Here is a 26,600-nt window from a genome sequence, read left to right on the forward strand (position 1 = left end):
AAAACAAAGCAAGAAATAAGCAGTAACTAAATACCCCACCAAACCTTTACTAGAATTATATAAATAATTAAGAGAATATATTTATTAGCAGCATAAAAGACTATAAAAAAGGCGCTACTATTTCGCGCCTTTATATTATTATTGAGAGTTATCGATTAACGACAAAATTTCAATCACGTCCAGCCAACCATGTTGACCACATACTGGGCTATCTTTAAGCCAACGGCGTAGCATATCTAAAGCCAGCATAGCGCTGCTCTCCTGCCGTATCCGCAAGCCATGACGGCTGGCCTGATAGCGTACTGTCTGAGCAAATACTCCATTGGGTGTATGTAACGCCACACTCAAGCAATCGTTTTGCATCGCACTCACGGCTAATACTATCTGCGCGCCACACAGCATGGATAATGATTGTGCACGGCTGGCTACCTCAGCTAAGGGTTCCTGACAATGAGCCGGTAACAACTCACCACCCACCAGCGGTGCAGCAGCACTCTGCAACTGCCAATGCATCAGCCCGGCAGTAAATTGCTCACTGACGGCCAGCAGCAGCCCACGTTGGGTCAATTGTTCCGCCAGCAGTGCCGGTAATCCCTGAGTGCCTTCGAATATCGTGCTATCGCCAGCCACCTGTCTTACCTGCTGCCATACCTGTTCCATCGCCGAACGTTGCGAGGCCGGTCCGGTTAGCTTCAATTCAATAATCGGCGCGGATGAACGATAGCCTAACACCACACCGTCAGGCAGTAACAGCGGGTCCAGCTCTTGCGCCAAATCACTTTCTGAACGGCCAAAGGTGGTCATACGCAAACACAATGGCGGCTCAGCCACCTCAAAATGTTGACGTAAACGTGGCATGATCTGCTGTTCTACCATCACTTTAAATTCTGACGGCACACCGGGCGTGAAAAACATCAAACATTTATTCAGACGTAGCGCAAAACCACATGCCGTGCCAACGGGGTTATCCAGCATTTCTGCATTTGCGGGAATATGGGCTTGCTTACGGTTGGTCGATGACATCACCCGGCCGCGCTCATTGAAGAAAGCCTCCATACGCGCAATCCACTCCGGGTGCTCAATCAACTCCGTCCCTGCCGCACGCGCCGCCGCCAATGCACTCAGATCATCACTGGTTGGCCCCAGGCCCCCATTCACAATCAACACATCAGCGACCCGGCTACGCTCTGTTAGCACCTCGATAAGAGCCGAGAGTGAGTCACCAACAGTTTCCCTGCTGCTGATCGGCAAACCCTGATTAAATAAATAATCGGCCAACCAGGCCGCATTGGTATCGATAATCTGCCCATGTAGCACTTCGTCTCCGGTACTCAACATCTCAACTCTGATCATTTTCTTCTCCGTTGGCGCTTATACATTTACTTTATGAACCTCACTGCAGAAACACAACGGTTATCCATCATCAGGATAAATAACCCCGATAAAAGCCTATTGTTCAATACCTTCATAATCGTAATGATAAGTTTACATAACCCGTAACGTCGATTTGACACAAACGAGCTAATCCTCTACTCTGCTGCGCTTTATAATGCTAACAAATTGTCATCCAGTAGAGGAAAGCGTGAAGAATCGCACTCTGGGCAGTATCTTTATCGTTGCCGGCACCACGATTGGTGCAGGTATGTTGGCTATGCCACTGGCCGCCGCGGGAGTGGGCTTCGGCGTCACACTGATTTTATTAATTTCTTTATGGATATTAATGTGTTATACCGCATTACTGCTGGTGGAAGTTTATCAGTATGAAGCAGCCGATACCGGGCTTGGCACCCTGGCAAAACGCTATCTCGGCAATCGGGGGCAATGGCTGACTGGTTTCAGTATGATGTTTTTGATGTACGCATTAACTGCCGCCTATATCAGCGGCGCCGGTGAGTTACTGGCAACCAGTATCAGCCAATGGACGCAACAATCGTTTCCGACCTCGCTTGGGGTGTTGCTGTTCACGTTGGTGGCCGGTGGCGTGGTCTGTATCGGTACCCATTCAGTCGATCTATTCAATCGCATCTTATTCAGCGCCAAAATCATCTTTTTGGTTGTGATGCTGGCACTGATGATGCCGCATATCGAAAAAACCAACTTACTGACATTGCCACTGGAACAAGGGTTGGCGCTTTCCGCTATTCCGGTGATTTTCACCTCATTTGGCTTCCATGGCAGCGTGCCAAGTATTGTCAATTATATGGGTGGCAACATTCGTAAGCTGCGCTGGGTGTTTATTATCGGCAGTGCTATCCCGCTAATTGCTTATATCTTCTGGCAGTTGACCACGCTTGGGGCGATCTCGTCCCATACCTTTATGGGCATTCTGGCACAGCAAGCCGGGCTGAACGGTTTACTGCAAGCGGTGCGTGATGTGGTGGCGTCGCCACATGTTGAGCTGTCGGTTCACTTGTTTGCCGATTTAGCGCTGGCAACGTCATTCCTCGGGGTGGCGTTAGGGTTGTTCGATTATTTGGCTGATCTTTTTAAACGCCGTAATTCAGTCCGTGGCCGTCTGCAAACCGGGTTAATCACCTTTACACTGCCACTACTGTTTGCGCTGTTTTACCCACGTGGCTTTATTATGGCGCTAGGTTTTGCCGCAGTAGCCTTGTCGGTTTTGGCTTTGATTCTGCCTGCCATGCTGGTGTGGAAAGCACGTAAAATTCATCAGGGAAGTTATCGGGTTTGGGGCGGGAAACCAGCACTGGCGGCGGTATTTGCCTGCGGAGTGATGGTGATCGGCATTCAGGTGGGGATTGTCACCGGCGCATTACCTGCCGTCGGCTAATCTAATCCACCAGTAAAAGGGCGCATATCTTCACAGAAATGCGCCCTTTTTTATAGAAAATAGTATTAAATTAAAATGCTAAACCGGCACCGATATACACGCCGTCGGCCACACGGTTATCCCGATGACCTTCTTTGCCTTCCATATTGATATAGCGATAACCGACATCAACAGTTAATGGGCGGAATACATTCCAGCGCAGGCCACCGTTGGCTTCACTGTAGGATTTCATCCCGCTGGTCAGCTCTTCAGGGGCAAAATAACCTTCACCGTACAGGGTGAACGATTTGTTGATGGGGTAAGTTAACCCACCGCCAATAGCCACCGCGCCACCACTGCTACCATCCTCTGGTGACATATAGATGCCTTTGCCGCCTACCGTTGCCATCATCGGTCCTAGCGGTAGATTGAAGCCCAAGCCCAGCCCATAAACGTCACCATCGTGATCACTGCGCGTCCAGTTACCACTGATAGCCAGCCCGCCGGTGTTAGTACCCAAGCCAAAACCTAAATTGGTGTAATCACTGCCGACTTCACCATTAAAACTCACCGCACTGGCTGAACCTGCCACAAACAGCAGGCTAGCTGCACACGCGATTAAATGCTTATTCATATTTTTCTCTCGTTATTCGTGATGTCACCCATAAGCAAACTCCGGCTGACAGGTTTTTCCTGCCTGAGTTTAACCGAAAAAAACACCATAAACATACGTAAAACCGATTAAATAGCACAATATTTCAAATGATTGTAAATCACCATACGATTGAAATGCCCTATGTGAGCAATGATAACGATAAGGTTTACCTATTTGCTGAATACGACCAATAAGGCTACAACTAGTGTGGAGATCAAAGAATAACCTCTTGTTGTTGTTTAAATTATTATCTTGTCAATTAGGATTTTGGCGCGATGTAATGCTTTAAAGTACCCGAGAAAGCAATCAGTTCAACCGCGATACTGGAGAAAATAATGAGCAAAAAGAAAGGATTAACGACCGCAGCGGGCGCACCCGTTGTTGATAATAATAATGTCGTTACGGCGGGCCGACGTGGCCCAATGTTACTGCAAGATGTGTGGTTGCTGGAAAAACTGGCTCATTTTGATCGTGAAGTGATCCCTGAGCGCCGTATGCATGCTAAAGGCTCCGGTGCCTACGGTACCTTTACCGTGACCCACGATATTAGCCAATTTACCCGAGCAAAAATTTTTGCTGAGATAGGTAAACAAACCGAAATGTTTGTCCGATTCTCAACGGTGGCCGGCGAGCGTGGTGCTGCTGATGCTGAACGTGATATCCGTGGCTTTGCCATGAAATATTACACCGAAGAAGGTAACTGGGATTTAGTGGGTAACGATACACCGGTATTCTATTTACGTGACCCATTGAAATTCCCCGATCTCAACCACGTTGTCAAACGCGACCCTCGCACAAATCTGCGTAACCCAACGTATAAATGGGACTTTTTCTCCCAACTGCCCGAATCTCTGCACCAGCTCACTATCGATTTCAGTGACCGTGGCCTGCCAAAATCTTATCGCCATATGCACGGGTTCGGCAGCCATACCTTTAGTTTTATCAATGCCAATAATGAGCGTTTTTGGGTTAAATTCCACTTCCGCTGCCAACAAGGCATTGAAAACCTTATGGATGACGAGGCTGAAAAACTGATCGGCACCGATCGCGAAAGCTCTCAACGTGATCTGTATGAAGCCATTGAGCGCAAAGACTACCCGCTCTGGAATCTGCAAATTCAGGTGATGCCAGAACATGAAGCATCACAAACTCCGTATAACCCGTTCGACCTGACCAAAGTATGGCCGCACGGTGATTATCCCCTGATCGATGTCGGTTTCTTCGAACTGAACCGTAATCCAGAAAACTATTTTGCCGAAGTTGAGCAAGTGGCATTCAACCCAGCCAACGTGGTACCGGGTGTCAGTTTCTCACCTGACCGTATGCTGCAAGGCCGCCTTTTCTCTTACGGTGATGCTGCACGCTATCGTTTAGGTGTGAACCATCATCAGATCCCGGTGAACGGTGCCAAATGTCCGTTCCACAATTACCATCGTGACGGTGCAATGCGGGTCGATGGTAACAGTGGCAATACCGCGACTTACGAACCGAACAGTTTTGGTTTGTTCCAGGAGCAACCTGATTTCAGTGAACCGCCGTTGACGCTGGAAGGTGCCGCTGGCCACTGGGATCACCGCGAAGATACTGATTACTTCTCACAGCCACGGGCGCTGTTTAATTTGCTCAGTAAAGAAGAACATCAGCGGATGTTTACCCGCATTGCCGGTGAGCTATCACACGTTCCGGAAGAGATCCAACACCGCCAGATAGCGTTGTTTACACAGGTTCACCCAGATTATGGCAATGGGGTGAAGCAGGCTCTTGGATTAAATTAGCGTTTTTTATCACTATTAGTGATTGGGTTCGGTTGTTAAAGCAACCGAACCGAACATCAATTGGCTATAAATTAACAATAAAATCAAATACATCCCGCCGTGACACCTTAATCCCTCCCAGCTTAAGCTCCCCCGGTAAGCGGTAAAAAACCACTGGGCGCTGGAACACCGCCAATTGCGGCGCTAACCAATCCGACAAACTCATGTCATCCACATCATCGGCGGCATCTATCACCGCGACGGGTCGGTGACCGAACTCACGGTCAGCAACAGGGATAACAAAAGCCTGCTGCACCCCCGGATACTGCAACAAAACTCGCTCAATATCTTCCGGCTGAATCCCCTCACCACCACTGAAAAACAGGTTATCCAGTCGCCCAATAATACGTAACTCACCTTGCTGCCATACCGCACGATCACGGGTATGGAACCAACCCTCATGGTCAGTTATCGGCCGTAACTTACCCTGTTGCCAATACCCTGCCGCAAGGCAATCTGCTTTCACCCACACTTCATCTTCAACCAGTTTCACCTCACGCCCAGCCAGCGCCACACCAACACCGGGTAAACCATCAGCGCGTTTGGCGCACACGGTGGACGCTAATTCCGTCAGACCATAGCCACACCAACAGCGGATACCACGGGCCTCGGCTTGCTCGGTCAATGCCGTTGGGATAGTCGCGCCCCCCAGCAGCACTTCTTTCAGCGTTAAGTGAGTGTCAGAATTCGCCAGCAAACGCCACAGTTGGGTTGGCACCAATGATGCGTGGCTACATCCGGCCAGCGCATCAGACAACGAGATCCCATGTTGCACCACCAATATTGCTCCGGCACTTAACCAGCGCCAAACAATGCCCTGCCCCGAAACATGAAATAGCGGTAACGACAGCAACCAACTGTCAGTCGCGGTGAAATGCATCAACTGCAATACGCCATCCGCACTGGCCAAATGAGCCGCCAATGTATGCACTGCTGCCTTGGGTAAACCCGATGAGCCGGAGGTTAATGTCATGGTCGCCAGCCGTTGGCTATCCCACTCTTGACTCAGCACCGGTGGATTAACGCGGCGGACCTCAAGTGGCGTCAGTGAAAATGATGCCGGAAGTGGATCTGCCAGATTCAACATAAAATCGATATCTAGCGGCGGTAAGAGTTGTGTCAGCAACGCATCAGGCAATTGAGGATTTAACGGCAAAACACGCGCGGAACACTGTAATGCCGCCAAATAAGCCAATAGCAGTGAATAACTGTTTTTACCGCGCAGCACCACGCCGCTGCCAGCAACCACCCCCTGCTGTTGAAAACCTGATGCCAGGCTATCAATATCGGCGACCAATTGCTGCCAACTGATCAGTTGCGAACCCGAGCGAATGGCTATCGCGTGGGGCCGCAGATTAGCCCAGTGGTGCCAGGGAGAAGCGTTTTTCCAAGGGCAATGATTCAACTGCGCCATAGCACGTCCAGTTGATCCACCGTTATTAACGGCAACTGACTCTCCGGCCATTGACGCACCAGTTGCGCTTGCATCAGGTTCAGCGTATCCAGTCCCGGAACTGTCGCCGGTGTTAACCAATGTGCCAGCCGTGCCAATTGAGTTAAACCCAAACTCGATTCGATACTGGAGCTGATAACTGCCACCAGTCCCACCTGATGCGCTTGCTGCACTAGCTGTTGGCAACGCGCAATGCTGCCCACCAGCGTCGGCTTGATAACAATCGCCGCCACACCCGGTTCGGCTTCAACCCGAAAATCAGCCTCGCGCACACTTTCATCCCAGGCGATGGCGATACCCGTGTCACGGGCAAACTCGCGTGATTCAGCGCGGGTTTGGCAGGGTTCTTCCAGAAACGCGATACGTGAGCGCAGTTCAGGATTAACATACCGGGCAAATCCGTCGGCTTTCGCCCGTGTCCAACTGCGATTGGCATCCAGCCGTAATGTCAGGTCGGGCAAGGCCTCCAGCAGCACATTAACAATCATGCCGTCACGCACTGCTTCATACAGCCCCACTTTTACCTTGGCGACCTTCTCGCCGGGAAGAGCCTGTAGCACGGCAAATAGCTCATCGGGATCACCGCTACACAACGGGGCTTTGCGATAATCCGCCGCCAGTGGCAACCGGCTATCGAGTTCCGCCAGAGCACAACTGAGACCAAAAGCCACTGAAGGCAGCGCATCAATCTCAGGTTCCGCACCGCCCACCCAGTTTTGCAGCCAATTTTGGGCCACAACCTGCGCTTCTGTCAGGGTTTCCTGGCTAAACTCCGGTAAGGGCGCAATTTCCCCCCAACCGGTCAGTTCGCCTTGTTGTAACTTAACCAACAGCCCATCGCGGCTTTTCAGCCGCTGATGACGCAGTATCACCCCGGCTTCCATCGGGATGCTATAGCGGTAAAGCGTGGCCGCGCGCATTACGGATTACGCTTAAATTTGCTGAAGTCCGGCTGGCGTTTCTCATTGAATGCGTTACGCCCTTCCTGACCTTCGTCGGTCATATAAAACAGCATGGTGGCGTTCCCGGCCAACTCTTGTAAGCCTGCCTGCCCATCACAGTCCGCGTTAAGCGCCGCTTTCAAGCAGCGCAGTGCCATTGGGCTGTTCTGCAGCATTTCACGGCACCAGCGCACAGTTTCGCGTTCCAACTCAGCGATGGGCACCACGGTATTGACCAGCCCCATATCCAATGCTTGTTTGGCATCATATTGGCGGCACAGGAACCAGATTTCGCGCGCTTTTTTCTGACCGACAATACGCGCCATATAGGCAGCACCCCAGCCACCATCGAATGAACCGACTTTTGGCCCGGTCTGGCCGAAAATGGCATTATCTGCCGCGACGGTGAGATCACACATCATATGCAATACATGGCCGCCGCCAATAGAATAACCGGCTACCATTGCTACCACCGGTTTCGGGCAGGTACGGATCTGGCGCTGAAAATCCAGCACGTTCAGATGATGAACGCCGCTGGTATCTTTATAACCACCGTAGTCGCCACGGACTTTCTGATCACCACCGGAACAGAACGCTTTGTCGCCTTCGCCGGTCAAAATGATCACGCCAATGTTGTCATCATAGCGAGCATCGGCCAGCGCCTGAATCATCTCTTTAACCGTTAACGGACGGAATGCGTTACGCACCTGTGGGCGGTTAATGGTTATCTTGGCAATACCATCGCTGGATTTGTGATAGCGAATATCTTCAAACCCGGCGGAGCAATCCTGCCAGTCGATGGTGGCGTACAGTTGTTCTTCGCTCGGATAAAGCATAATAAGCATTCCTTTAACGGGAGAGTGTTAACAATGAGGACTGTGATAAAAATGACTGCACCTGCGCAGCAAAAGCACCGGGATTGGCCCGATGAGCATTGTGTCCGGCGCGGGCCAGAATACGTAATGGCAACTGGTATTGTTCAGCTAATTGCTGGAATTTATGGTCACGATCGCCACACAAATAAGTGTATGGCACCGTGAGCCGTTGCAGGGCTGGAAGCAGCCAAGGCTGATGCCCAAGTGAGGTTGCTTCAAGCATATCCGCCACTGCCGGGCCGTGATTATTGGCACGTAATGACACCAATTGCTTACGTTGCTGCCTATCTAAATCAGCAAACACCGCCTGCTGATACCAGTCAGCCAGCACCTGTGGCAAAGGCTCGAGGCGAAAACGCTGTGCCCACTGGTGGTCATGTTGTAACCGGGCTTGACGCAATTCATTGCTTGCCAAACCGAGGTTACCCCCTTCCACAATCAGCCCCTGTAAGCCGTGATGGCTACCATAGCAGGCGTGGTACATCGCGATCCTGCCGCCTAAAGAATAGCCTGCCAGCCAATATTGACGAATGCCGTTAGCCTGCAATGTTTGTGTAAGCTGGTGGCTGATATCAGCAAAACTGTGGGTGGTCTGAGAGAGCGACTCACCGTGGCCCGGCAGATCTACCAGCAATGAGGGCATGTCACCACACAACTCGGCCACCGGCTGCCAGTCCTGGCCACTACCCAATAAACCGTGCAACCACACCACCCACGGCCCGGTATGTTGCTGCGTGGAAGATGGCAGGTGAGAACCGAGTTTGCGGCAAGCCAGCGTCATAATTGCGCCACCTGTTGTGCCAATTGTTGTAATGTTTCCGCCCCCTGACTCGGCGGCACCTGTATTTCAATCAGTGTAACGCCCCCCTGCAACCAGCATTGCGCCACCCGTTGTTGTAGCTCAGACCCGCTATCTGGCCGGGCATAATCCAAACTAAACATGGCGGCCGCGTGCTCAAAACTGACATCTTGCGGCATGCAATAGAAGCGTTGGCGATCAGCTTCTGGTGTGGGGAGTAGAGAGAAAATCTGTCCGCCATTATTGTTCACTATCAGCAACACCATGGGGGCTGAACTTTGGCGCAACAGTGTCAGCGCATTGAGATCATACAAGGCAGACAAATCACCGACAATCGCCAGCGTCGGCTTGGCGGTGGCACGCTGAACACCCGCCGCAGTTGATAACAAACCATCAATACCACTGGCCCCACGGTTACTGTAAACCGGATAACCGGCTGGCAGTTGACCTAACGCATCAATCAGACGAACAATTAAGCTGTTACCGACAAACAACTGACCATTATCCGGCAATAATGTCGCCAGATGATGCGCTACTGCCGCTTCGCTGAATTGCTCATTCAGTGTTTCAGCAACATGGGTTTGTGCACTCTCTGCCCATACGGTCAGCTCACTGGCCCACGGCGTGCGAGGTTGAGCCGGATGCTGCGCCAACCACTCATCCACCGGTGAAATGATTCTACGGCCACGATGATTGGCCGGATCAAGACGGCCCGGTATCTTATCGACTAACCAATACTCTTGCGGCTGACATTCAGCCTGCCATTGCAACAGGCGTTTTCCGGTCAGGCTGCTACCAAATTGCAGCACAATCTGTGCCTGAGCGAGGATTTTTTTAGCGGCGGGATGCCCCAACCATAAGTCAGCACAAGGCAGCGGCTGACCGGTTTGCGATAGCACATCACCAATCAGTGGCCAGCCCAGCGATGCTGCCCATTCGGCCAGTAATTGCCCCTCTTGCGCCATCATCCGTCCGGCTATCACCACCCCGCGCTTTTGCCGCCAGAAAAACCAATCTGCCTGCTGACTTTGTGGCACCGATAAGGATTGGCGCAACCACGGATGGCATCCCTGCCACCAGTCACCTAAAGTAGCAGACCAGTCAGCATAGGCTTGCGCATCTCCGCCATATAAGGGTTCCGCGAACGGGCAGTTAATATGCAGACCACCGTGTTGCAATTGCGCCATGGCATTATCAAGGGTAGAAACCAGCCAACTGGCGGGGATATCGGGTGTCGGGCGCGGCAGGTTAATGCTTACGCTGGGGTAGCTGGCAAACAGCCCTGGCTGACGGATAGCCTGATTAGCGCCGCAATCGATCAATTCCGGCGGACGATCAGCGGTCAGTAATATCAGGCGTTCACCGGTCAGCCCGGCTTCAATTAAGGCCGGATACAGATTGGCCACCGCAGTACCGGAGGTGACAATCACCGCCACCGGCTCGGTGGAGGCTTTCGCCAGCCCTAATGCCAAATGGCCCAGACCGCGCTCATCAAAATGGGTATGGCATATCAACGATGGATTCGCCGCCGCCGCCAGCGTTAACGGAGTCGAACGGGATCCAGGAGCAATACAGATATGACGCACGCCATGGCGGGTCAACGCTTCCAGTAGCAATGCCGCCCAACGACGGTTAAAAACACTTGTCGACATGGTTCGCCCAAAAGTCAGTTAACAGACACTGCGATCGCGATAATCAACATGAGGATAGCGCTTCATCCTGTCAAAAAAGCCCGGAGTGACTGATTAATGGTTATAAGTAAGGAAAGTGACCACAGTTTACACCTGCCGTTTAGGTGCCACAATCCAACCATATAATGAGTGAGGTTAATTACTGTATTTTATTATTTTGCTGCCGACTTCCCAGCAAGGTACGTAGCCCGGCCGCTTTATTGTTAATTTCTTGCCATTCCTGTTCCGCATCTGAACCGGCCACAATACCGGCTCCGGCATACAAATGGATCTGTTGCTCCTCTAGCCAGGCAGAGCGCAGGGCAACACTAAATTCAGTCTGTTTTGCCGAAAGGTAACCGGCAGAACCGGCATACCAACCTCGGGAAAATGGCTCATATTCTGCAATAAACTGCCGCGCCACATTGCGGGGCAGACCGGCGACTGCCGCTGTCGGTTGTAGACGTTGCAGGCAATCGGTATCGCTGACGCGGCTGAGCTGCGCATGAATGCAGCGGCGTAAGTGCTGCACTTTACGCAGGCGAATGATTTCCGGTGGCATCACATCAACTGCCGCCACCCCGCCTTGCAATCGCTGGCAGATATCATCGACCACCAGTAAGTTCTCGCGCTGATTCTTTTCATCATGCATCAGCCAATCGGCCAGTTCGCTCGCCTGCTGCTGGCTTTCCGCATTGGAAACCGTGCCTGCCAGCGCCTCGGTTTCCAAATGCAACTGCTGGCGCAGATAGAGGCGCTCAGGGCTGGAGCCAAGAAACGCCCGCCGCGCATCAAAACGTAGCATAAAGTGGAAACAATGGTGATTAACCTGACGGCTGGCGGCCATAAAGGCACCACAAGAGAGGGGCTTATCCAGCGTGAGCCGGGTAGTCCGTGCCAATACCACTTTCTCCATCTTCTGCTGCCCAATATCATCTAGCGCACGCTGAATCAGGTGACACCACTGCGGATACTCCGGCAGATGGCTGGCATGTTGAACGCAAACATCCAACTCAGGCAATGGCCTGGCAGCAACTAGTTGATCGATAAAGATAATCGCGCGCAACGCATCTTGATGCAGGGATAGATCACTGGCCAGATTAAGTGTTAAATAGGTCTGCTCACCACGACGTAATATTTCAATACGCGGCAAAAACAAGAAACTGGCCTGAACCGGTTGCTCAGCATTGCGGTATCCGTCAACCATGACGGGCTCAAAAGCATTCAAGCCCCAAATACGTAATCCGCTGAGATCCCGGTGCTGCTGAATAAAATGATCTGCTGACTGCATATCAGTGAAGAGCCAAGTTTGGCCGCAGACTGCAGCCTCTTCATGGCCTTCGCGATGGCGCCAGTAAAATTGCGGGAAATGGCATTGGGCGGCCAGCCACTCTAACAGTTGGCTACCGATTCGGCCCGGTGCGGGCACGATAATTTGCCGAATACCAGCCTGGTCAGGGAAACCGGCACGTAACTTCTGCCGTAATTCGCCCAATAAACCAGAAAGTTGTTTCACGACCACCTCGGCAAATCAACAGAAAGAGTGGGATTATACGGGGCGTGAATAATAAGAAAAGTCGGATTGAAAAGTTATTGTTAGTTATCACACTAATAGTTGATATTGATGTTTTTATATACTTAATAAGTGTTATCTGTCGGTCCAGATTTAAGGTGACTGTTTGAATCAATAATTAAGGGGCCATAGCCCCCTACTCTCGATTCAATGACTCAGCGGCGGGCAATCAATAATCCCACCACCAGCCCGACAGTTGCACCGATCCCCACGCTACACCAAGGTTTCTCACGCACATAATCATCGGTACAACACGCGAGTGCTTTTGCCCGTTTGATATAGCATTCACTGCGGCCACTCAAACGGTTCTGAACCTCCTTTAATGCTTTCTCCGCGCGGGCTTTGATTTCCTTATAGCTTTCGTCAGCAACATTGCCCGAGGAGCGCAATACTTCTTCCAACGTATCCGTCAGCATGGTTAGATCATCATCCAGCGAGGTTTGTTGTTCTTTATCTCGGTTCATATGCATTCTCCGTCAGTGAAAAAAGGGCATTTTTTAAGCATAGTCGAAAATAGTGAGCATAATATTAATTTAGGCCGAAGATGGGATTTTCAGGATTAATCTGGCGAGCATTTAACTTGCGTGGTTACAGTATCGGATCAGCCCATTAATGCGTTTGTTGGAAATACCAACATACACTTCTCACGCCAATCAATTATATTGAAAAATCTTTAATAAATTGTTGATTTATCTGAGTTAGCCTCAACGATCTTGCCCATATTACGGCCATAGAACCTCTAAAAAAAACACGACAAAACATAAGAATAATTTATTTTCAGCCACCATCACTTCGCGCAATCACCCGATCCAAGAGAAACTCTCGATGGAAAAAACGCATCTGCCACGACCATTTTAAGCGATAAAGATGGCGTTGATTTCACCCGCAGGGCAATATTTCACGCCAGCCGCAGGTGCCGGAGGGCCGGCCTGCCCTCTGCTCGGTTGAGGACACAGAGGTAAAGTAAACACGGAACGACTGACAACCGAAATAATGATCCCATACTTCAGCACCTGAATGAATATAGATAAAACTCAATCCTGCCCTACCGACTCCAAGGAACTCCGCCCTTGGCGCTCCCGCCTCGCCGCTAGCCACAAGCCACTGTTTTTCATCGCATAGCCAAACACTACGCCAACTAACAGTGAGATAACGACTAGCGTCCAGTGGCCATTGCCAGCAAAAGTGGCGCAGGCACCAATAAAAGTGCCAGGAACAAAGGATAACCACTGCTGGCAAGCCTGAATACACATCAGAAACGCCACAATCCCGGTCAGTACATAGCCGAGGATGGTCCATTCAGGTTGTAACGCACTGCCTTGAATAATCATCATCGCCCAGAATACCCCGCTCAAGCAGGTTAATAGCGTCATCAGCAACCCTTTCAGGCCACCTTGCGGGCAGGCAAAGTACGCGGTACACCCCAGGAAACCCGCCCAGCTGATTAGCCCCAGGGTGACCGCAACCCAACCCCAAATACCTGAGAGAATGCCGGTGGTAATGGCAATCATCAGAATAATGTTCATCAATGTTACCTGCGCTAAAAGCATTAAACAGAATGTTTATGGAGTGAAAGTTTTGCAGCTTACCTGAATTGAGGCGATCTTTAGCGATTAAAGTCACATAAATACTAACTCAATGACTTTTCATACATTAATTTAGTGATAAATATCACGCTAATTTGGCAATATGAATTGCATGACGCGTACCCGCAGGCTGGTCAAACAAGTTTTCCAGGTTGCTAGCAAACAATAATTTGGCATCTTCGATTTTTTTGACGACACTATTAACCAGAACATCCAACTCGGTCGCAGAAGGTAAACTCAGACTCTGGGCATGGTAGGCATAATACTTCATTACCAGGCCACTAAATTTTTCAGGCTCCACCCGGTAGCTGGCTTGGCTATTGATATAGCTAGCCAAATTTAAAGAAATATTTTCAACGGTTTTGTTAGCACAGTCTGTATTAAATATTTTATCTACGCTTGTCAATTTAGATATTTCGACATTTAGTAAATCTGTTACTGTATTTTCATCGCGTTTAAAAGGTGAATATAAACTCTCTTTAAAACTAATATAGCTTCCTTTATCTTCCTCTGAAGGATTTTTTTTCTCACCAACTACATTAACTCTCCCATTAATTCCGTTAATAACTTTATTTATCGCGAAACTAGCCAGTTCGGCTATCATTTCAGGTTGTTCTTTAAATATACACCCATGCATATTAAACCATGATTTTTCAACAAGATAACTGCATAATCTTTCATCTTTCTGTACGTTAAAAAGAAAAAAGTCGAGATGTTCTTTACTCTTATTTAACATTTCATCTATTTTATTTTGCGCGGAAAGTCGCTCCATGACCGACTCGTTTTTAAAGCTTTCATTTAATTTTTCAATTAAAACTTTAAGTTCCCGCTCTTCTTGCCGACTGAAACATTCCGGCGTTGCCTTTGAAAAAGACTTATCGTTATGATCATGATTAATCAATTCCTTGGCCGCATAATAGCCCTCACGAAAAAAACTCACTAAACTCATAAATATCACCTTAAATAAAATTATCCACAATGAGTATTCCCAATAATGGAACGGCCAATAAAGATTCTATTTTATTTAAATTAACCATGTCATCGCATCCACTGTTAACCCTACCCCAACCTTAAACAGCCTTAATTTCGCGGAAAATCTGCGCGGGCAATAAAGACCGACAAGAATAAACACACTGGCGCAGCCACAATAAATAAGATATTGGTGGCCATCAACAAACTACTGCGGTCAATTATCACCCCCAGTAACACCGGCACCCAGTTGGCGGTATAAGCAATGACATAAAACAGCGACAACAAACGCGCATGACTGGCTTTCGGTGAAATCAGGTTCACCAGTGCGGCACTGCCAACAAAGATAGAGCCGAACGTATAGCCCGTCACCACCATGCCCATCCCCGCCAAAAGCAATGAATGGAAGTGAACCGCAGCCGCAAAAGCCATCACAATAATTAAAACAAACGGCACCACTGTCGGGTGGAAATTGGCTTGCAGTGACAAACTGCTAAATACCGGCCCCAACGCCAATCCGACGGTAAAAGATAAGGTGGCTATCAATGCCGCGCGTTTACCGCCATCAGGCGGGCAAAAACGAATCAAGGCCAGATTTGCTGCGCCGGTCAGCGCCCCAGTTCCGATCCCCGCTAATAATCGCGCCATAAACATTAGGCTGAAAGAACCTGCAATGGCGAATAACAATGCGCCCCCCAGCACCGCGCCCAGCGCGGGCAGAATCATCAGCCACAGGTCTGTCACTTTCCCGCTAGGAGAACAGGTGCTGGCTGACGTTAGGGTGATGGAAAATGCCGCGCAAAGTATTGGTCGCAAAGCCTCCAACAGTGATAGCCGGTCACAGGGTATTGTGAGCATCGCCACCACCGACACCCTGGCTGAAGCCTTTGTGCTGCCCGCCCTCAAGCAGCTACACCAGCATTATCCTGAGATTAGTCTGCGGGTGCTGACTGGCATTGATATTTCTGATATTGCTTATCACAGTGTCGATCTGGCAATTCGCGGTGTCCGCCCTGATGATAATGAGCTGGTTATCAAGCGGTTGGCAATTATCGAGATGGGCCTGTATGCCAGCCGTGATTATTTGGCCCGTTACGGCGAACCACTGCGGGGTGAACATTTTCGTGGTCACGAACTGCTGCTGTTTCCGCAGCAATCCGTGCCGCGCCACTGGCAAGATTTGTGCAGTGAAACCTTGGAAAATCCCAATGTGGTGCTGGAGAGTAATTCTCAGCAATTGTTGCGGGCTGCAGCACGTAAAGGGGCGGGGATTGGCTTACTGTCGTGCTTTTTGGCTGATAATGACGACGAACTGGTGCGCATCTGGCCAGAGCAACAAGATTGGGTGGATATCTGGCTGGTGGTTCACCCGGATGTGCAGCGGGCGGTCATCAGTGCGCTTGAACTAAGCTTTAGCGCTGCCCGTCGCCCATAAAATAAAACCCCCTGCGCGTTTCAGCTAACAGGGGGTTTTTAGAGTGACTTAACAATGAATTACATCAATGGTTGAGCCAACTGCACCAGCGAAATCAACGGCTGCGGGTAGATACCCAGGAACAGCACCAGAATCGCAGAAATCAGCACCACCACACCACCAGCAGTCAATGCCCAGTTGCTTGGCGTATCACGTACCAATGTTTCCGGCGCGCTGAGGAACAGGCTCACCGTCACGCGCAGATAGTAGTACAAGCCAATGGCACTGCCCAGGACCACAGCACCGGTCAGCCACCACAGGTTGGCGCTGACACCCATTGCCACCACAAAGAACTTACCGATAAAGCCCAAGGTCATTGGGATACCGGCCAGTGATAGCATCATTACGGTCATCACCGCAGACAAAATAGGCTTGTGCCAGAACAACCCACGGTAAGAGAACAGTGACTCTGCATCCGGGCCTTTGTACGGGCTGGACATCAGGCTGACTACACCGAACGCGCCCAAGCTGCTGAACAGGTAACCGGCCAGATAGACGCCGACGGTTTCCAATGCCAACTGGTGGGTTTGCACTGCCACCAGCGCAATCAGCAAATAGCCAAGGTGCGCGATAGAGGAATAACCCAACAGACGCTTGATGTTGGTCTGGCTGATCGCCATCAGGTTACCAAACAGAATCGATGCTACCGCAATCAGTGACAGCACCAGACGTACCGCTTCACTGTCGGCAGCAGGCGCATACAGGAACAGGCGCATCACTACCGCAAAGATAGCAATTTTACTGGCAGTTGCCAGGAAGGTTGATACCGGAGCAGGTGCGCCCTGATACACATCCGGCGTCCACAGTTGGAAGGGTACCAGTGACAATTTAAAGCCGAGGCCGACAATCATCATCCCCAGACCGGCCAGGATCAGCGGCTGGTGGATAGCGGAGTCGCTCAGGCTCTTGCCCAGACCGGCGAAAGACAAACTACCGGATTCCGCATACAACAGCGCCATGCCGAACAGCAGGAATGACGATGCCGCCGCAGACAGCAGCATGTATTTGATACTGGCTTCCAGTGAGCGCTTCTGGCGATAGGCGTAACCAATCAGACCAAACAACGGCAGGGAGATCAGTTCAATACCTAAGAACAGCGACGCCAGATGATTAGCACTGGCCAATAGAATGCCACCCATGGTGGCAATCAGCACCAGCAGGTAGAACTCTTCGCGGTTATCTGGATACCCGCCCAACCAAGGATAGGCAAAGGTACTGGTTGCCAGACTGGCCACTATCACTAACCCAGTGTAGAACATCGAGTAGCCGTCAACCCGCATCAGCGGCGTGACATCCATCGGCCCGACCTGGCCGACAAAGTAAAGTGACAGTAGCGCTACGTTAAGCCCGATGACCGTCAGGGTGGCGTTGATAAAGTGATCGCGTCGCCACGCAATAGACAGCATCACAACCACCACCGTCAATCCGACGATCAACAGCGGTAGCATTGCGATCAGTTGTTGAGGAGTTATTGTCATGGCGAATTACGGCCTTGTTGTTATAAGTGATTGAGCTGGAATAGATGAAGCATTGAACCACTGCTGTACATTACTCATCGCCGCATGGGAGGTGTCGAGAATGGGCTGTGGATAAACCCCCAGCAACACTAACAGCACCACCAACAGCAGGATGATAGACAGTTCCCTTGCACTCATACCCGGTAACGCTTCTTCTGATTTTGGCGCACCGTAATAAGCCCGTTGCATCATGATAAGCGAGTAAACCGAAGCAAAAACCAACCCAAAAGTAGCGATGATAGTGATCACCGGTACCACCTGGAAACTGCCGAACAGGATCATGAATTCACCGACGAAGTTACCGGTACCCGGCATCCCCAAGGTTGCCACCGCGAAGAACAGCGACAGCGCAGGCAAATATTTGATTCGACTCCATAAACCGCCCATCTGGCGCATATCACGGGTATGCAGCCGCTCGTACAACTGGCCACAGATGATGAACATACCGGCGGCGGACAAACCGTGGGCAATCATCTGAATAACTGCACCCTGATAAGCCAATTGGCTGCCGGTGTAAATGGCAATCAACACAAAGCCCATGTGCGATACGCTGGTGTAGGCAATCAGGCGTTTGATATCGGTCTGGCAGAAGGCCATCCACGCACCGTAGAAGATACCGATGACACCTAACCACATAGCGATAGGGGCAAACTCATGGGAGGCATTGGGGAACAACGGTAGGCTGAAACGCAGCAAACCGTAGGCTGCCGTTTTCAACAAGATCCCCGCCAGGTCGACAGAACCGGCCGTTGGTGCCTGGCTATGTGCATCCGGCAACCAACCGTGTAGCGGTACCACTGGCATTTTTACCGCAAAGGCGATAAAGAAGCCCAGCATCAGCAACCATTCCACATTGTGGGACATCGGGGTTTTCAACAAATCTTCATAGTTGAAAGTCCAGATCCCGGTGGCGTTGTAGTGCACAAACACCAGCCCCAAAATGGCAATCAGCATGATAAGACCGCTGGCCTGGGTATAGATGAAGAACTTGGTAGCCGCCGCGATGCGTGTTTTACCGTCGGATGCTTTGTGACCCCACAAGGCAATCAGGAAGTACATCGGCACCAACATCATTTCCCAGAAGAAGAAGAACAGGAACATGTCGATGGCGAGGAACACGCCGATGACCCCACCCAGTATCCACAACAGATTCAGGTAGAAGAAACCCTGGTTGCGCTGAATTTCACGCCACGAACAGAGGATGGCCAGCACGCCGAGCAAGCCGGTTAGCACCACCATCAGCAGTGATAGACCATCCAGTGCCAGGTGGAATTCAATCCCGAACCGGGGGATCCACGGCAAGATGAACTCTGACTGCCATTGCGGAATACCCGCCGGATTAACCAGTGAATAGCTGCCCTGCACCCACAATAGCAGGGAGAGCACCAATGTCAGCCCCATCGCGAATAGCGCTATCCAACGCGGTACTTTAGTACCGAAACGATCACACTGCCAAGACAGTAAGCCGCCGATAAAGGGGATAAGAATTAGCCAAGGTAATAGCATGGCGTTTTGTGTCCCTAATTAAACGAAAAGCAACAGAGCCAGTACGACGACTGCACCCAAACCCATAGACGCGACATACCAACGCACCTGTCCATTTTCACTGAGCGTCAAACCACGATTACTCCAGCGTGAAAGTATCGCCGGGGTATTCATCAGTGAGTTCAGTGGATCACGCTGTATCAATTTTGCAATCCACAGATACGGACGGACAAATACGTTGTGGTACAGCCAGTCGAAGCCCCACGCATGGAACCACCAGACCGTAAAGAAGCGGCCCGGCGCACTTTGCGCAATGCGAGTCACCCACTGACGTTTGCCCAGATAGAGGAACGCAGCCAGTGCAATGCCGATCACCACTAACACGCCGGAGAAGATTTCCAGTGGCATTTTGCCCTCTTCACCGAAGTGAAGTTCTGGCAATACGCCCGCCAGCGGCGGGGGTATCAGCGCGCCAACAAATGTCGACAACACCAGCAACACCAGCAGCGGCAAGTTATGAGTGATCCCTTTGACCGGATGCGCTTGGGTTTTTGCCTCGCCATGGAACACAATGAAAATCATCCGGAAGGTATACAGCGCGGTGAGGAATGCCCCGACCAGCCCAGCTACCATCAGATTGATATGGCCACTGGCCAATGCGCCCCATAGAATTTCGTCTTTACTGTAGAAGCCTGCGGTGACAATTGGCAATGCTGCCAGCGCCGCGCCACCCACCAGGAAGCAGATATAGACCAATGGGATAGTCTTACGCAGCCCCCCCATTTTGAAAATATTTTGCTCGTGGTGGCAGGCCAAAATTACCGAACCGGATGAGAGGAACAGTAACGCCTTAAAGAAGGCATGGGTCATCAGGTGGAAGATAGCCGCATCCCACGCCTGAACGCCCAGCGCCAGGAACATGTAGCCAATCTGGCTCATGGTGGAATACGCCAACACCCGCTTGATATCGGTTTGCACCAACGCGGCGAAACCCGCCAGCACCAGAGTAGTCGCCCCAATAATGCCCACCAGATGCAAGACTTCCGGTGCCATCAGGAACAGACCATGGGTACGGGCAATCAGATACACGCCGGCGGTAACCATGGTGGCCGCATGGATCAGCGCGGAAACCGGTGTCGGGCCAGCCATCGCATCGGCCAGCCAGGTTTGTAACGGCAACTGCGCCGATTTACCCACCGCACCACCCAACAGCATTAGCGTCGCCCAAGTAATGGCGGTCGAACCCATTTCCAGTTTTTGCGGTGCCAAGACCATCAGCTCACGAATGTTCAGCGTACCCAGTTCGTTGTAAAGAATGAACAGGGCGATGGCCAAGAACACATCACCGACACGGGTCACGATAAAGGCTTTCATCGCCGCCGCGCCGTTAGCCGGATTGGTGTAGTAGAAACCAATCAGCAGGTAACTGCACAGCCCCACCCCTTCCCAACCCAGATACATCAGCATCAGGTTATCCGCCAACACCAGAACCACCATACTGGCGATAAACAGGTTGGTATAGGCGAAGAAGCGGGAGTAGCCCTCTTCCCCACGCATATACCAGGAGGCATACATGTGGATCAGGAAGCCCACACCGGTCACCACCGACAGCATGGTCAGCGACAAGCCATCCAGCGTCAGGGTTAACGGAATGTTGAAGGTGCCAACCGACATCCAGTTCCACAAGGTCTGGTTAAAGACCTGAACTCCGGTGGCCTTTTGACTGAGGAAGTCCACTGCAACATACAGCGTGACCAATGCAGTCAGACCAATAGATCCCACCCCAACGGTAGCTGAGGTATTCTCAGACCACCGCCCACGGGAGAATGCCAACAGCAAGAAGCCCAGCAGTGGCAGCAGAATGGTTAAATATAATAGGTTCATCCGCGCATCTCACTGACTGTATCGATATTCAGAGTATGACGGCGACGATAGAGCTGTAACAGCAATGCCAGGCCAATACTGGCCTCGGCTGCTGCCAGCGTGATCGCCAGGATATACATCACCTGACCGTCAGCCTGACCCCAATAACTGCCCGCCACTACAAAAGCGAGCGCCGCTGCGTTGATCATCACTTCAAGGCTTATCAGCATAAACAGCAGATTGCGACGGATCAGCAACCCTGTCAGCCCCAGCACAAACAGGATGGCCGCCAAAATAAGGCCATGTTGTAGAGGGATCATGCTTGTTCCTCCGTTTTTCTTTTCGCGCTGTCGCTCGCGCCCATCACATCACCCGGCTTATGTTCACGCCCAATATGGAAAGCAACCACCAGACCGGCCAACAACAACATTGACGCCAGCTCAACTGCCAGTACATAAGGGCCGAACAAGCTGATACCAACAGCTTTGGCATCGACCATTTCACCGCTAATACCGGCATCAGTGACTGAACTGATGGCATAAATCAGTACCGACAGCAGCACCAGCGCCAGCAAACCGGGGCCAATCCACAGGCTCGGTTTCAGCCAGTCACGTTCTTGTTGTTCGACATTGCCCAAGTTCAGCATCATTACCACGAACACGAACAGCACCATAATGGCACCGGCGTAAACGATGATTTCCAACGCACCGGCGAAGTAAGCGCCCAGCGAGAAGAACACCGCCGAGATAGCCAACAAAGAAATAATCAGGTACAGCAGCGCATGTACCGGGTTGGTGTGAGTGATAACGCGAAGAGTCGCCACCACTGCCACCAATGCTGCAATATAAAATGCAAATTCCATGGAAGGCGGCTCCTAAGGCATTAGACCTTTAACATCAATCGGTTTGGCTTCATTTTCGGCGTCGCCTTTCTGCTTGCCGTCAACTGCCATACCGGACATCCGGTAGAAGTTATATTCCGGATATTTACCCGGCCCCGAGATCAACAAGTCTTCTTTCTCATACACCAGATCCTGACGCTTAAACTCACCCATTTCGAAATCCGGCGTTAGCTGGATAGCCGTCGTCGGGCAAGCCTCTTCACACAGACCACAGAAAATGCAGCGGGAAAAGTTGATACGGAAGAACTCCGGATACCAGCGGCCATCCTGATGCTCTGCTTTCTGTAATGAGATACAGCCAACCGGACAGGCAACGGCGCACAGGTTACAGGCAACGCAACGCTCTTCACCGTCAGGGTCACGCGTCAACACGATACGGCCACGGTAACGCGGCGGCAGGTAAACCGGTTCTTCCGGATACATTAGGGTTTCGCGCTTATGGAAGGCATGAAGGCCAATCATCCACAGGCTGCGCACTTGGGTGCCGAAACCAACCACTAACTCTTTCAACGTCATGGTTCATTCACCCCTTATTGAGCGTTGTACAAAATGACCGCGGCAGTCGCCAACAGATTCAGCAGGGTCAACGGCAGGCAAACTTTCCAGCCGAATGACATCACTTGGTCATAACGTGGGCGCGGCAAGGATGCACGGATCAGAATGAACATCACCATGAAGAAAGCCGTTTTCAGCGCAAACCAGATAAAGGGCGGCAAGAACGGACCTTGCCAACCACCGAAGAACAAGGTGACTATCAGTGCAGAGACGGTCACGATACCGATGTATTCACCCACGAAGAACAGACCGAATTTCATACCGGAATATTCAATGTGGTAACCATCGGCCAGCTCTTGTTCAGCTTCTGGCTGGTCAAAGGGATGACGGTGACAGACTGCAACACCCGCAATAGCAAAGGTTAGGAAACCAAAGAATTGTGGGATGACATTCCAGACGTGTTCCTGAGAGTTAACAATATCCTGCATGTTGAACGAACCTGCCTGTGCCACCACGCCCATGAGGGATAGGCCGAGGAACACTTCGTAGCTCAGGGTTTGCGCAGATGCACGCATCGCCCCTAACAGAGAATATTTGTTATTACTCGACCAACCGGCGAACAGTACGGCGTAGACCGTCAGCCCGGCCATCATCAGGAAGAACAGAATACCGATATTAAGGTCCGCAACCGCCCAGGTCGGGCTGACCGGAACGATAGCAAAAGAGAGCAGCAGTGAGGTAAAGGCAATCACCGGAGCCAGCGTAAAAATAGCCTTATCGGAGAAGCGCGGTACCCAGTCTTCTTTGAAGAACATTTTGATCATGTCAGCGACCAACTGCAACGACCCGCCCCAACCAACACGGTTTGGCCCGTAACGGTTCTGGAACAAGCCCAGCAAACGGCGCTCGCCGAAGCTCATAAATGCGCCGCAGGTCACTACCACCAACAGAATCACTACCGCTTTCAGGACAGAGATTAAAATCTCAATCAATTCAGGGGTAAACCAGCTCATAGTACTGCCTCCCGCAGATTCTCAACCCGCGCACCCACCATCATCGGTGGAATGCCCGGTAAGCCAAGCGGCAAGCCGACCTGACCCTGAGCCAAGGTTTCACTCAGACGCACTGGCAGACGCAAAGTCTGACCGGCACAGTTGAATTCCACCAGCGTACCGAGATTAACCCCGAGTCGGGCTGCATCAGCAGGATTGACCATCACATAAGGTGCTGGCATCCGCTGCTGGATAACATCTGAACGCTGAGACATCTCTTCACTACCAAACAGATGATAGTAAGGGGCAATCTGCCAGCCATCAGCCTGAGCGGTAAAGGCTGCTGGGATCGAATCAAAGTAACTCAGTGTTGCCTCACCGGCTTCAATCAGGCGCACACCTGGATCACCAAAGCGCAAGCTACCCCCCACTTCAGCCTGGAACTTGTTCCATGCTTGTGGTGAGTTCCAACCCGGTGCCCAAGCAAACGGGATCTGCTGACGATCAGCCAGCGGGCTGTTGTTGCCTTCCATCGAGAAGGCAAACGGCGTATCGATATCCTGCGGCTGGCGTGGTTCGTGCACACTGATATCCGCGCGCATTGCGGTACGTCCACTGTAGCGGATAGGTGAACGCGCCAGTTTCTGACCACGGATACGGAAGGTGGCATCCGGTGCCGCTTCAACAATACCGTTCAACTGTGGCAGTGCGCGAACGCAGGCCGCAATAACGTGATCCAGTTGCGTCCAATCCACATGGCGACGGGTATAAGTTGAATGCAAGGAGTGCAACCAGCGCCAGCTTTCCAGCATGATGCTGTTGTTTTCTGGTTTTTTCGGGTCGTCGTAATAGGTTGGATCGTAAACCTGGAAGAAGCGCTGAGCGCGGCCCTCCTGATTGACCAGCGTCCCATCACTTTCAGCAAAACTGGCGGCAGACAGAATCAAGTTCGCTTTATCCATGATGGCGGTGCGCTGATGATCAACCACAATCAGGTTGGCGACTTTATCCAATGCTGCATCAACTTTGTCTTGCGCTGCATGGCGATACAAATCGTTTTCCATCACGATAACGCTGTCCGCGTCACCTTGGGTCAACGACGCCAATGCTTGATCCAGAGAACCGCCGCCGATCATGGTCAGACCGATGCTGTTGGCGGCGCTGGCAACGAAAGTAATACCGACGTCTGAACCACGGCCTTTCAGGGCTTTCGCCACGTTGGCGGCAGCAGCAATGATGGCATCGCTACCCGCATTGCTACCGGTAATAATCAGTGGTTTCTTCGCTCCGGCCAACGCCTGCACGATGATATCCACTTTGCCTTTCAGCGCAGGATCGAGGTCAGACACCGCCGGTGCCGACTCATCCAAAGCATTGGCAACCGCAAAGCCTAAACGGGCCTGGTCATCTACCGGCGCACGGTAATTCCATGCCGCGATATCATCCATGCGGGTGTTATCAACGTTAGTGATAAACAGCGGATGTTTGGCATGCTGACCAATATTCATGATGGCGGCAATCTGCCAGTCAGCCACTTTTTGTGCGGCAGCCATCTCGCGGGCTTTGCCTTTCACTGCCTGACGGACCGACAGCGCAATACGAGCACCGGTCTGGGTTAAATCTTCACCCAGAATCAGTACGGCATCGTAGCTTTCAATTTCGCGCAGCGATGGCGTGTAAACACCGCCTTCTTGCAGCACTTTCAGCATCAGTTGCAAGCGTTGTTGCTCACTTGCGGCAATGCCGGTATAGAAGTTTTCCGCACCGACCAGTTCGCGCAACGCAAAGTTGCTTTCCAGGCTGGCACGCGGTGAACCGATACCGATGGTTTTCTTCGCCTGACGCAGAATATCTGCCGCACCTTGCATCGCCTGTTCGGCATTCAGGTGGATCCAGTCATTACCACGCAATTGCTGTGGTTGACGTGGGCGGTCTTTCAGGTTGACGTAACCATAACCAAAGCGGCCGCGATCACACAAGAAGTAATGGTTCACGCTGCCGTTATAACGGTTTTCGATACGGCGCAATTCACCGTAACGTTCGCCGGGGCTGGTGTTACAACCCACGCTGCACTGTTGGCAGATACTTGGCGCGAACTGCATATCCCATTTACGGTTATAACGCTCGGAATGGGTTTTATCGGTGAATACCCCGGTTGGACATACTTCTACCAGATTACCGGAGAACTCGCTTTCCAGCGTGCCGCTCTCAGTACGACCAAAGTAGACGTTATCGTGCGCACCGTAGACCCCTAAATCGGTACCATCAGCGTAATCTTTGTAGTAACGCACACAGCGATAGCAGGCAATACAGCGGTTCATTTCATGCGAGATGAATGGCCCGAGATCCTGATTCTGGTGAGTACGTTTACTGAAGCGATAGCGGCGGAAACTGTGTCCGGTCATCACTGTCATATCTTGCAGATGACAGTTACCCCCTTCTTCACAGACCGGGCAATCGTGTGGGTGGTTAGTCATCAACCATTCAACCACACTTTCACGGAACGCTTTGGCTTCGCCGTCATCAATGGAAATAAAGGTTCCATCGGTGGCCGGGGTCATACAGGACATGACCAAACGCCCACGGGTATCATCGGCGTTTTGGTATTGCTTTACCGCACATTGGCGGCAAGCGCCGACGCTTCCCAGCGCCGGATGCCAGCAAAAGTAAGGAATATCGAGTCCCAGAGAGAGACAAGCCTGTAACAGGTTATCGGCCCCGTTTACGTCGTATTCTTTGCCGTCTACATGTATCGTAGCCATATGCAT

At 51.3% G+C, this 26,600-nt stretch carries 21 protein-coding genes and 2 pseudogenes; 3 read left to right on the forward strand and 20 right to left on the reverse strand.

The window, feature by feature from the left end; translation table 11 throughout:
* Positions 1-138 precede the first annotated feature (138 nt).
* On the reverse strand, positions 139-1,353 hold the full coding sequence (locus AEP37_RS10260; protein WP_049613002.1) for a nicotinamide mononucleotide deamidase-related protein YfaY: 1,215 nt from the start codon (positions 1,351-1,353) through the stop codon (positions 139-141).
* A 229-nt stretch (positions 1,354-1,582) separates the two neighbouring features.
* Here AEP37_RS10260 and tyrP point away from each other — a divergent pair, with 229 nt between their 5' ends.
* Positions 1,583-2,791: a tyrosine transporter TyrP gene (tyrP, locus tag AEP37_RS10265; protein ID WP_049613004.1), complete on the forward strand. Its 1,209-nt coding sequence runs from the start codon at positions 1,583-1,585 to the stop codon at positions 2,789-2,791.
* 70 nt (positions 2,792-2,861) lie between these two features.
* Here tyrP and AEP37_RS10270 read toward each other — a convergent pair whose 3' ends face one another.
* On the reverse strand, positions 2,862-3,404 hold the full coding sequence (locus AEP37_RS10270; protein WP_049613007.1) for a YfaZ family protein: 543 nt from the start codon (positions 3,402-3,404) through the stop codon (positions 2,862-2,864).
* A gap of 356 nt (positions 3,405-3,760) precedes the next feature.
* Here AEP37_RS10270 and AEP37_RS10275 point away from each other — a divergent pair, with 356 nt between their 5' ends.
* Complete coding sequence (locus AEP37_RS10275; RefSeq protein ID WP_049613009.1) at positions 3,761-5,200, forward strand: catalase; 1,440 nt, start codon at positions 3,761-3,763, stop codon at positions 5,198-5,200.
* A 64-nt stretch (positions 5,201-5,264) separates the two neighbouring features.
* Here the strand turns inward: AEP37_RS10275 and menE are convergent, their stop codons facing one another.
* The 10 genes and pseudogenes from menE to AEP37_RS10325 all read right to left on the reverse strand — a co-directional run.
* Positions 5,265-6,653, reverse strand: a complete 1,389-nt coding sequence (gene menE, locus AEP37_RS10280) for an o-succinylbenzoate--CoA ligase (RefSeq protein WP_049613011.1) — start codon at positions 6,651-6,653, stop codon at positions 5,265-5,267.
* Entirely contained in the window at positions 6,641-7,612 is a 972-nt protein-coding gene (gene menC / locus AEP37_RS10285) for an o-succinylbenzoate synthase (protein ID WP_049613013.1), read from the reverse strand. The genes menE and menC overlap by 13 nt, the downstream gene beginning before the upstream one ends.
* Positions 7,612-8,469 (reverse strand): 1,4-dihydroxy-2-naphthoyl-CoA synthase, encoded by an 858-nt coding sequence (gene menB, locus AEP37_RS10290; protein ID WP_049613015.1) that lies wholly within the window; start codon positions 8,467-8,469, stop codon positions 7,612-7,614. The genes menC and menB overlap by 1 nt, the downstream gene beginning before the upstream one ends.
* 13 nt (positions 8,470-8,482) lie before the next feature.
* Complete coding sequence (menH, locus tag AEP37_RS10295; RefSeq protein WP_082170762.1) at positions 8,483-9,292, reverse strand: 2-succinyl-6-hydroxy-2,4-cyclohexadiene-1-carboxylate synthase; 810 nt, start codon at positions 9,290-9,292, stop codon at positions 8,483-8,485.
* Positions 9,286-10,959 carry a 2-succinyl-5-enolpyruvyl-6-hydroxy-3-cyclohexene-1-carboxylic-acid synthase gene (menD, locus tag AEP37_RS10300; protein WP_049613018.1) on the reverse strand — a complete coding sequence of 558 codons (1,674 nt, stop codon included), beginning with the start codon at positions 10,957-10,959 and terminating at the stop codon, positions 9,286-9,288. Before menD ends, menH begins: the two co-directional genes overlap by 7 nt.
* Before the next feature lie 178 nt (positions 10,960-11,137).
* Positions 11,138-12,493 carry an isochorismate synthase MenF gene (gene menF, locus AEP37_RS10305; RefSeq protein ID WP_049613020.1) on the reverse strand — a complete coding sequence of 452 codons (1,356 nt, stop codon included), beginning with the start codon at positions 12,491-12,493 and terminating at the stop codon, positions 11,138-11,140.
* 212 nt (positions 12,494-12,705) lie between these two features.
* Positions 12,706-13,014 (reverse strand): DUF883 domain-containing protein, encoded by a 309-nt coding sequence (locus AEP37_RS10310; RefSeq protein WP_049613022.1) that lies wholly within the window; start codon positions 13,012-13,014, stop codon positions 12,706-12,708.
* Positions 13,015-13,584: 570 nt separating this feature from the next.
* Positions 13,585-14,076 (reverse strand): DUF1097 domain-containing protein, encoded by a 492-nt coding sequence (locus AEP37_RS10315; protein ID WP_049613024.1) that lies wholly within the window; start codon positions 14,074-14,076, stop codon positions 13,585-13,587.
* 145 nt (positions 14,077-14,221) lie between these two features.
* Positions 14,222-15,085 (reverse strand): hypothetical protein, encoded by an 864-nt coding sequence (locus tag AEP37_RS24270; RefSeq protein ID WP_050691893.1) that lies wholly within the window; start codon positions 15,083-15,085, stop codon positions 14,222-14,224.
* A gap of 131 nt (positions 15,086-15,216) precedes the next feature.
* Positions 15,217-15,858, reverse strand: a pseudogene (locus tag AEP37_RS10325) (MFS transporter); the annotation flags it as partial.
* On the opposite strand from AEP37_RS10325, the pseudogene AEP37_RS10330 reads away from it, so the two are divergent.
* Positions 15,854-16,540: pseudogene (locus tag AEP37_RS10330) on the forward strand (LysR substrate-binding domain-containing protein); the annotation flags it as partial. The pseudogenes AEP37_RS10325 and AEP37_RS10330 overlap by 5 nt on opposite strands.
* 59 nt (positions 16,541-16,599) lie before the next feature.
* Here AEP37_RS10330 and nuoN read toward each other — a convergent pair.
* From nuoN to nuoG, 8 genes are read right to left on the reverse strand one after another with little or no spacing between them, the layout of a single operon-like run.
* A complete protein-coding gene (gene nuoN, locus AEP37_RS10335) occupies positions 16,600-18,057 on the reverse strand; it encodes an NADH-quinone oxidoreductase subunit NuoN (protein WP_049613027.1) in 1,458 nt (485 codons plus the stop codon).
* A gap of 6 nt (positions 18,058-18,063) precedes the next feature.
* Complete coding sequence (gene nuoM / locus AEP37_RS26090) at positions 18,064-19,602, reverse strand: NADH-quinone oxidoreductase subunit M (RefSeq protein WP_049613029.1); 1,539 nt, start codon at positions 19,600-19,602, stop codon at positions 18,064-18,066.
* 18 nt (positions 19,603-19,620) lie between these two features.
* Positions 19,621-21,465 carry an NADH-quinone oxidoreductase subunit L gene (nuoL, locus tag AEP37_RS26095; protein WP_049613031.1) on the reverse strand — a complete coding sequence of 615 codons (1,845 nt, stop codon included), beginning with the start codon at positions 21,463-21,465 and terminating at the stop codon, positions 19,621-19,623.
* Positions 21,462-21,764 (reverse strand): NADH-quinone oxidoreductase subunit NuoK, encoded by a 303-nt coding sequence (nuoK, locus tag AEP37_RS10350; protein WP_032815102.1) that lies wholly within the window; start codon positions 21,762-21,764, stop codon positions 21,462-21,464. Before nuoK ends, nuoL begins: the two co-directional genes overlap by 4 nt.
* A complete protein-coding gene (nuoJ, locus tag AEP37_RS10355) occupies positions 21,761-22,306 on the reverse strand; it encodes an NADH-quinone oxidoreductase subunit J (protein WP_049613033.1) in 546 nt (181 codons plus the stop codon). Before nuoJ ends, nuoK begins: the two co-directional genes overlap by 4 nt.
* A 12-nt stretch (positions 22,307-22,318) precedes the next feature.
* Entirely contained in the window at positions 22,319-22,861 is a 543-nt protein-coding gene (gene nuoI, locus AEP37_RS10360) for an NADH-quinone oxidoreductase subunit NuoI (protein ID WP_049613035.1), read from the reverse strand.
* Positions 22,862-22,875: 14 nt separating this feature from the next.
* On the reverse strand, positions 22,876-23,853 hold the full coding sequence (gene nuoH, locus AEP37_RS10365; protein ID WP_049613037.1) for an NADH-quinone oxidoreductase subunit NuoH: 978 nt from the start codon (positions 23,851-23,853) through the stop codon (positions 22,876-22,878).
* Positions 23,850-26,594: an NADH-quinone oxidoreductase subunit NuoG gene (gene nuoG / locus AEP37_RS10370; RefSeq protein ID WP_049613168.1), complete on the reverse strand. Its 2,745-nt coding sequence runs from the start codon at positions 26,592-26,594 to the stop codon at positions 23,850-23,852. Before nuoG ends, nuoH begins: the two co-directional genes overlap by 4 nt.
* Positions 26,595-26,600 lie beyond the last annotated feature (6 nt).

This window comes from Yersinia pekkanenii (genome assembly GCF_001152565.1).
In the GTDB taxonomy this organism is placed as follows: Bacteria; Pseudomonadota; Gammaproteobacteria; order Enterobacterales; family Enterobacteriaceae; genus Yersinia; species Yersinia pekkanenii.